This window comes from Bacteroides sp. LFL-34 (assembly GCF_027257075.1).
In the GTDB taxonomy this organism is placed as follows: Bacteria; Bacteroidota; Bacteroidia; order Bacteroidales; family Bacteroidaceae; genus Bacteroides; species Bacteroides ovatus.
The window spans coordinates 1-7,077 of record NZ_JAPQKZ010000102.1 but is presented as its reverse complement, the minus strand read 5'-3'; the positions used below and the strand labels follow the sequence as shown (position 1 = coordinate 7,077).

The 7,077-nt window shown below is 42.1% G+C and carries 7 protein-coding genes and 1 pseudogene; 4 read left to right on the top strand and 4 right to left on the bottom strand.

All coding sequences use genetic code 11. The annotated features are described in order from the left end of the window. Positions 1-247 precede the first annotated feature (247 nt). Positions 248-660 (top strand): annotated as a pseudogene (locus tag N5O98_RS26750) (DUF4891 domain-containing protein). Between the two features lie 19 nt (positions 661-679). Here N5O98_RS26750 and N5O98_RS26740 read toward each other — a convergent pair. The 4 genes from N5O98_RS26740 to N5O98_RS26725 are packed head-to-tail and all read right to left on the bottom strand — an operon-like array spanning position 680 to position 4,028. Next, positions 680-976, bottom strand: a complete 297-nt coding sequence (locus N5O98_RS26740; protein WP_004308920.1) for a hypothetical protein — start codon at positions 974-976, stop codon at positions 680-682. Beyond that, positions 973-1,767 (bottom strand): ABC transporter permease, encoded by a 795-nt coding sequence (locus N5O98_RS26735; protein ID WP_004308919.1) that lies wholly within the window; start codon positions 1,765-1,767, stop codon positions 973-975. The genes N5O98_RS26740 and N5O98_RS26735 overlap by 4 nt, the downstream gene beginning before the upstream one ends. 47 nt (positions 1,768-1,814) lie before the next feature. Continuing rightward, positions 1,815-2,435: an ABC transporter ATP-binding protein gene (locus tag N5O98_RS26730; RefSeq protein ID WP_004308918.1), complete on the bottom strand. Its 621-nt coding sequence runs from the start codon at positions 2,433-2,435 to the stop codon at positions 1,815-1,817. A 36-nt stretch (positions 2,436-2,471) separates the two neighbouring features. Beyond that, positions 2,472-4,028: an ATP-binding protein gene (locus N5O98_RS26725; RefSeq protein ID WP_004308917.1), complete on the bottom strand. Its 1,557-nt coding sequence runs from the start codon at positions 4,026-4,028 to the stop codon at positions 2,472-2,474. A gap of 180 nt (positions 4,029-4,208) precedes the next feature. On the opposite strand from N5O98_RS26725, the gene N5O98_RS26720 reads away from it, so the two are divergent. The 3 genes from N5O98_RS26720 to N5O98_RS26710 all read left to right on the top strand — a co-directional run bounded on the left by N5O98_RS26720 (position 4,209) and on the right by N5O98_RS26710 (position 6,910). Then, positions 4,209-4,751 (top strand): ferredoxin domain-containing protein, encoded by a 543-nt coding sequence (locus N5O98_RS26720; protein ID WP_004303057.1) that lies wholly within the window; start codon positions 4,209-4,211, stop codon positions 4,749-4,751. Between the two features lie 85 nt (positions 4,752-4,836). Beyond that, complete coding sequence (locus N5O98_RS26715) at positions 4,837-5,958, top strand: agmatine deiminase family protein (RefSeq protein ID WP_022199524.1); 1,122 nt, start codon at positions 4,837-4,839, stop codon at positions 5,956-5,958. A gap of 67 nt (positions 5,959-6,025) precedes the next feature. Further along, a complete protein-coding gene (locus tag N5O98_RS26710; RefSeq protein WP_004303059.1) occupies positions 6,026-6,910 on the top strand; it encodes a carbon-nitrogen hydrolase in 885 nt (294 codons plus the stop codon). Positions 6,911-7,077 lie beyond the last annotated feature (167 nt).

Genomic DNA, 7,077 nt, shown 5'->3' with positions numbered 1-7,077 from the left:
ATTGGAATATAGCAACTTGTTGCCAAATGCATGAGGAAAAAGCAGCATAGCCAAAAGAAAATATAGCAGAACTGTAAAATATAAAAGAGGTTGTGCCAACGTTTTGACACAACCTCTTTGCCTGTTTTCATCGGATAAATTCGGATAAAAACCGGTTCCGGAATAAAAACTAATTATAAATTTTCGCCTAAAGCTTCCGTTATTTATTGAAATTCTGTACTTTTACTTCATCTAAATAATGAATACGATGAAAACAAATTTGACTTTACTGCTCCTGCTAGTTATGATGGTTTCTTGCCAGCCCAAGAAAAGTGATAGTATCGAAATGTCCGTAGCCGAGGCTGCAAAGATTGACAATATCGAAGATTGTGCGGCAGATACGGTCAAAGCTACCGCTATCTTCTGGATTGATAAAGTAGAAACCAAACACTGCAAAGAGTACGGTTTTCGCACAATCAAAGCTAGGGTGCTCATTCGCGAAGACGGGAAGGTTGATTTGCTGTCTTCGTCAAGAAACAATCGCCTGATGTAGAGAAGTATATACGCCATCACCTCTCTAAATTTCAAGTAACGGAAAAGATGTTTGAAGGCGGTTATGTGCAACCCGGAGAACAATTCGTGCAGCTTCGCTGCTTATGGGGAATGTTGAAAGGCAAATAATAAACACGCTAATAACCGGTTAGCTTTTGCTTTTCATTTGCACCTTATTTATCATTTGTACCTTGTTTTTCAGTGCATACCGTTCGTCTACGACTCTGTCCGTAGGGAAGAAAGTGAAAATAAGCCGCCACTCTCCTTCCTTATAGATAAATTTACGTCCACTGGCTCCACGAAGAATTGCTTCGTATTTTTCCTGCAGGAAAGCCTCGATATGTTCCGGCATTTCTGTGCCGGATGCTGAAAACTCCACTGTTATAAAGAAGTGTGGAATAGCTATTTCAGCTACTTTATGGAATATCTGGTCAATAACAGTCATTTCCTGGGTTCTTTTGTTACCTCCAGCAGTTTTCCGTATGCATCAAAAGATCGACGCGAAGCCAATGAAATAGTAATCATTAGCGATAGCATAGATGCTGTGAAAGTAATCACCATAATCATCATCTGATACTTGATAGCGACATTCGGGCTGCTTCCTCCCAGAATTTGTCCGATCATCGTGCCCGGAAGAGCCACCAATCCCATCACGGCAATGTTCGCAATCAGGGGACTAAACGATTTAATGATGGCCTGCCGGATAAATGGAGCCTGCGCTTCCTGCCTTGTTGCTCCGTTTCCCAATAAATACCGATATAGTTGCTGTTCACGTTTCAATCCACTATAATAAGTATTCAAAGCTATTACATTGCTCGACAGCATATTACCCATCAGAATTCCAAATATTGGAATAAAGTATTGGGCGCTAAATATATTATCCAGTTGGAGAACAATACCGATAAAATAGATGCCTACCAATACAACACTACAAAGAAATCCTACCGTAATAGGGATTAATAAAACACTACGTTTCAACTGAGTACGTACCAATGCGGTCTGCCCGGCCACGAATACCATAATTATCACCCAAAGAAAATTAATCCAGGGATTGTTCCATAAAAAGAGATATTTCAGATACATGCCGATAAAGAACAGCTGGATAATCATCCGTAATGTACCAATCACGGCAGGTTTCAGCAATCCCGTTTTAAATTTCCAAAGGTAAAAAAACGGAATGGCAAGCAATAGTAGCCCTATAAAGAGATTATAATATGATATATCAATCGTTCCCACAATATATTCTTAACAATTCTATCCGATTTGCGTTACAGTTCAATTAATTACAGTTCTATTAAATAATGACAGCCCGAAGCAAAGTCCTTATCATGTGATACGGCTAACACAGCCGTTCCTCTTTCCGCCTGTCGCCGGAAAAAAGACAGGACTTTACCGGTTGATCCGGCATCCAAAGCAGAAGTCGGTTCATCTATGATAATGAGAGGTTTGTTGAGCATTGCAGCCACAGCCAACATAATACGTTGGCGTTGACCACCCGATACTTCATTCACCCTCTTTGTATATAATTCGTGTTCCAGCCCCAATTCATCGAAACAAGTGAAAAGTCTTTCTTCCGAAAAAGGAACAGAACGATTCACTTTCAGTCCGAACGGGAGAGCCACCATCTCTTTGACCCATTCAAAAGGTAGTGCCAATTCTTGAGGAATCCATGCAATCTGTCTGCGGACACTATCGATAGTCGATATATCAAGCAATGTTTCCCCTACCTGTATAGATCCTTCTTTCAAAGGCACAAACCCCATTACCGCATTCAGCAACGAAGTCTTTCCACAACCGGATTGACCGACAATGCAAGCCGTTTCTCCCCTTTCCAACTTCATACTGAAACCGGAGAAAAGCACTTCCGTACCAAAAGCAATACAGGCATTATTAATATGTAACATCTATTTGTTCTCTTGAAAATCCTGCCAAAATTATATTTATTGAAGTTCCGCCACCCACTTCTCAATGTTTCGTGTTTCAGCACTAAAATTCACTCCAATCTTAAAAAGTGTTCGCCCATCACTTTCGAAAGGTTTAGCATAATGCTTTTCATTGATCTGCTGCAAGGCTTCTTCAGCCGTACCCTCCAGCTTGAATTCCATGACATAGATAAATTTATCAGTCTGCAAAACAAGATCGATACGGCCCTGGCTCGTGTGATATTCCGCTTTTACATAAAAACCGACTAATTTGAACACGATAAAGAGAACATTCTGATAATGCAATTCCAAATCGCGAACCAATTCATAAGGAGTATCTGCAAAGAAACTCTGAAGACGACGGAAAAAAGAATCATAATCTCCCGAACGGACTTCGCGGACAAACTTCTGAATCTCAAAAGATGATTCTACGGCATTTATATTGGCATAAAAAGGCATGAGATATTTCACAAAACCTTCCTCCACTTCACGATTGGGAAATCCCAGGCGATAAGTTTCAAATTCACGATCGTAGCCTTTTATGGTAAGATAACCGCTCTGATAAATCACAGGGATAGGATTGTCGGAAGTTGAATCAATACTATTCAGTACGTCGGCACTAGTTTCTTCATGAGCCATCCGGTGAAGATCGTAATGATGTTTTTTTAGTAATTCGACCAGATAAGTAGGTGTGCCCGTTTCAAACCAGTAGTTGCCAAACACATTGTATTTAAGGGTGTTAAGTACACTGAACGGATTATACATACCTATAGAATCATGAGTGAAATGATAACCATCATATCTTTCACGCATTTCTGTGCAAATTTCATCATACGTCAAACCTTGCGCATCGGCAAATTCATGCAATTCAGTTTCAAAGTTCTCATGCAACTCACGATCACTGATTCCGCAGATTTCTATATACTGCTGACGCATAGAAATATCCTCCAGATTATTCAGATCGCTGAATACACTTACTTTTCCGAATTTTGTAACTCCCGTAAGCATACCAAATTTAATGCAGCCATCCTTGCTTTTTAAAGCTCCATAGAAAGCCTTCAATGTATCACGAAAACTCTTCTGGAGTTCATCATTACCAATCGCCTGTAACATAGGCTTATCGTATTCATCCACAAGAATAACGACACTCTGGCCCTCTTTCTCACAAGCACGCTGAATAATACCCTCGAAACGCATAGCTAGAGAAGTTTCTGCAGATTCCGCTCCATAGATTTTTTCCCATTCCACCAATGTGCGATTCAGCTTATTTTCAAGTCTTTCCGGTGTATCGTATTTTTCTGTATTGAGGTCAATATGCAGGATCGGATATTTAAACCAGTCTTTTTCCAGTTTCTCTATCGCCAATCCTTCGAAAAGTTTTTTCTTCCCTTGAAAATAGGCTTCCAAAGTAGACAGTAACAAACTTTTCCCAAAACGACGTGGACGACTAAGAAAATAATAACTGCCAGTTTTCACCATTTGATATATCCAAGCAGTCTTATCTATATAGCAATAACCTCCTTTACGGATTTTCTCGAAGTTCTGTATGCCGATAGGATAAATTTTATTACTCATATACTCATAACTTTATAAGTTGACAGATACAAAGATAGCCTTTTCCACCCAATAACACAAAGTCCGATACGAAAGTTTTTTCATATCAGACTCAAATGATAGCCCCTATTTATTTCATCATCTAGTGTAATTTTGCCAATTTTCATTTATCTTTGCCTTACTAATTAATTCAAGAAAGTTATGATACTGAACGAAAGAGACGCTCGTCACGAGCATATATTGCAGGTAGCACGTCAGATGATGACGGCTGCGCGCACTGCTCCGAAAGGAAAAGGAATCGATATTATTGAAGTGGCCCTCATCACTGATGAAGAGATTAAACAATTATCGGACACTATGATAGCTATGGTAGAAGAACACGGAATGAAATTCTTCCTTCGTGATGCCGACAACATCCTAAGTGCCGAATGTGTTGTACTGATAGGAACACGCGAGCAGACACAGGGCTTGAACTGCGGCCATTGCGGATTTGCCACCTGTGCCGGACGTACTGATGGAGTTCCCTGCGCATTGAACAGCATAGATGTAGGTATCGCAATAGGTTCCGCGTGCGCCACGGCAGCCGATTTACGCGTAGACACACGCGTCATGTTCTCCGCCGGATTGGCAGCACAACGCCTGAACTGGCTGAAAGACTGCAAGATGGTAATGGCGATCCCCGTAAGCGCATCCTCCAAGAATCCGTTCTTTGACCGGAAACCGAAGCAGGAAAACAATGCATAACAGTCACATCGATGCAGAAAACAAACTGACTTTAGATGCAGACAATAAACTGATTTTATAAAAAACTAAATATATATATAGTCTAATGGGAATCATGGTTGGACTCCCCAGCCCAAGCGGCTCGGAGAAAGATTTGCAGTTGAACTTCGGCAAAAACATGACCGTACAGGTAGAAATGAAAGCACCTCATTTGCCTGCCGAATGGCACATGCAGAGCGGTATACAGTTAACATGGCCACATGCCGATACAGATTGGGCCTACATGCTGGCGGAAGTGCAAGAGTGTTTTATCAATATTGCCAGGGAAATAGCGAAGCGTGAATTATTATTGATTGTCACTCCCGAACCGGAAGAAGTGAAAAAGCAGATAGCTGCTACTGTCAATATGAATAACGTCCGCTTTCTGGAATGTGCCACTAATGACACATGGGCCCGCGACCACGGAGCCATTACAATGATAGATACCGACACCCCTTCCCTGCTCGACTTCACCTTCAACGGCTGGGGACTGAAATTTGCTTCCGAACTGGATAATCAAATTACCAAACATGCCGTAGAAGCCGGAGCTTTGAAAGGCCAGTATATAGACCACCTTGACTTCGTACTCGAAGGAGGTTCTATCGAAAGCGACGGAATGGGTACATTGCTCACCACTTCCGAATGTCTGCTTTCTCCCCAACGAAACGGACGACTGAACCAGGTAGAGATAGAAGAATACCTGAAATCAACCTTCCACCTGCAAAAGGTGCTTTGGTTAGACCACGGTTATCTGGCCGGTGATGATACTGACAGCCACATCGACACTTTGGCACGCTTCTGTTCTACCGACACCATCGCTTACGTGAAATGCGAAAACAAAGAAGACGAACATTACGAAGCACTGCTTGCAATGGAAAAACAGCTGAAAACATTCCGCACCTTAGCAGGAGAACCCTATCGCCTATTAGCCTTACCCATGGCAGACAAGATAGAAGAAGACGGCGAGCGCCTGCCTGCAACTTACGCCAATTTCCTGATTATGAACGACGTTATTCTCTACCCGACATACAATCAGCCGGCGAATGACAAAAAAGCAGGAGAAGTATTGCAGCAAGCCTTTCCAAACCATCAAATAATTGGAATAGACTGCCGTGCCCTGATTAAACAGCACGGTTCCCTACACTGCGTCACCATGCAATATCCGCTGGGTGTTATAAAGGAATCATAAAAGAATTACAAAGGAGCTATAAAGGAATTATAAAATAATGAATGAATCAACCCACTAATTATTCATCATGAGAAAGATAAAAGTCGGAATCATCCAACAATCCAATACCGCAGATATTAAAGCCAATCTAATGAACCTCGCAAAGAGTATCGAGGCTTGTGCCGCTCACGGCGCACAACTGATTGTGCTCCAGGAGTTACACAATTCACTTTATTTTTGCCAGACAGAAAACACGAACCTGTTTGATCTTGCCGAACCGATTCCCGGGCCTTCCACAGGCTTTTATTCCGAGTTGGCAGCAGCTAATAAAGTAGTCCTTGTCACCTCTCTTTTTGAGAAACGTGCTCCCGGACTTTATCATAATACCGCTGTCGTATTCGACCGCGACGGAAGCATTGCAGGAAAATACCGGAAAATGCATATTCCCGATGATCCGGCTTACTACGAAAAGTTCTATTTCACTCCGGGAGACATTGGTTTTGAACCGATTCAAACTTCTTTAGGAAAACTAGGCGTATTAGTATGCTGGGATCAATGGTATCCGGAAGCTGCCCGCCTGATGGCACTAAAAGGTGCGGAACTTTTAATTTATCCTACCGCCATTGGCTGGGAAAGCAGTGACACGGACGATGAAAAAGCCCGCCAACTCAATGCCTGGATTATTTCACAGCGCGCTCATGCCGTTGCCAATGGACTTCCTGTTATCTCCGTCAACCGTGTAGGACACGAGCCCGATCCTTCCGGACAGACAAACGGTATCTTATTTTGGGGAAACAGTTTTGTAGCAGGACCACAAGGGGAATTTCTGGCACAAGCTGGAAACGATCAGCCGGAGAACATGATAGTGGAAATAGATATGGAACGTTCGGAAAACGTTCGCCGTTGGTGGCCTTTCCTTCGTGATCGTCGGATTGACGAATATGATGGGCTTACCAAACGATTCCTTGATTAAAGGCTTACCCACATACCTTCATCGTAGGAGGTTTATCTAATAAAGAAAAAAGAAGAAGGTGTGTCAAAATGCACACCTTCTGTTTTTTACGCACAAAGCCCCGACTTTCACAAGCTGGGGCTTTGTTATTACCTAAAGATTTTGTATCTTTAGGCATAAGAATTTCA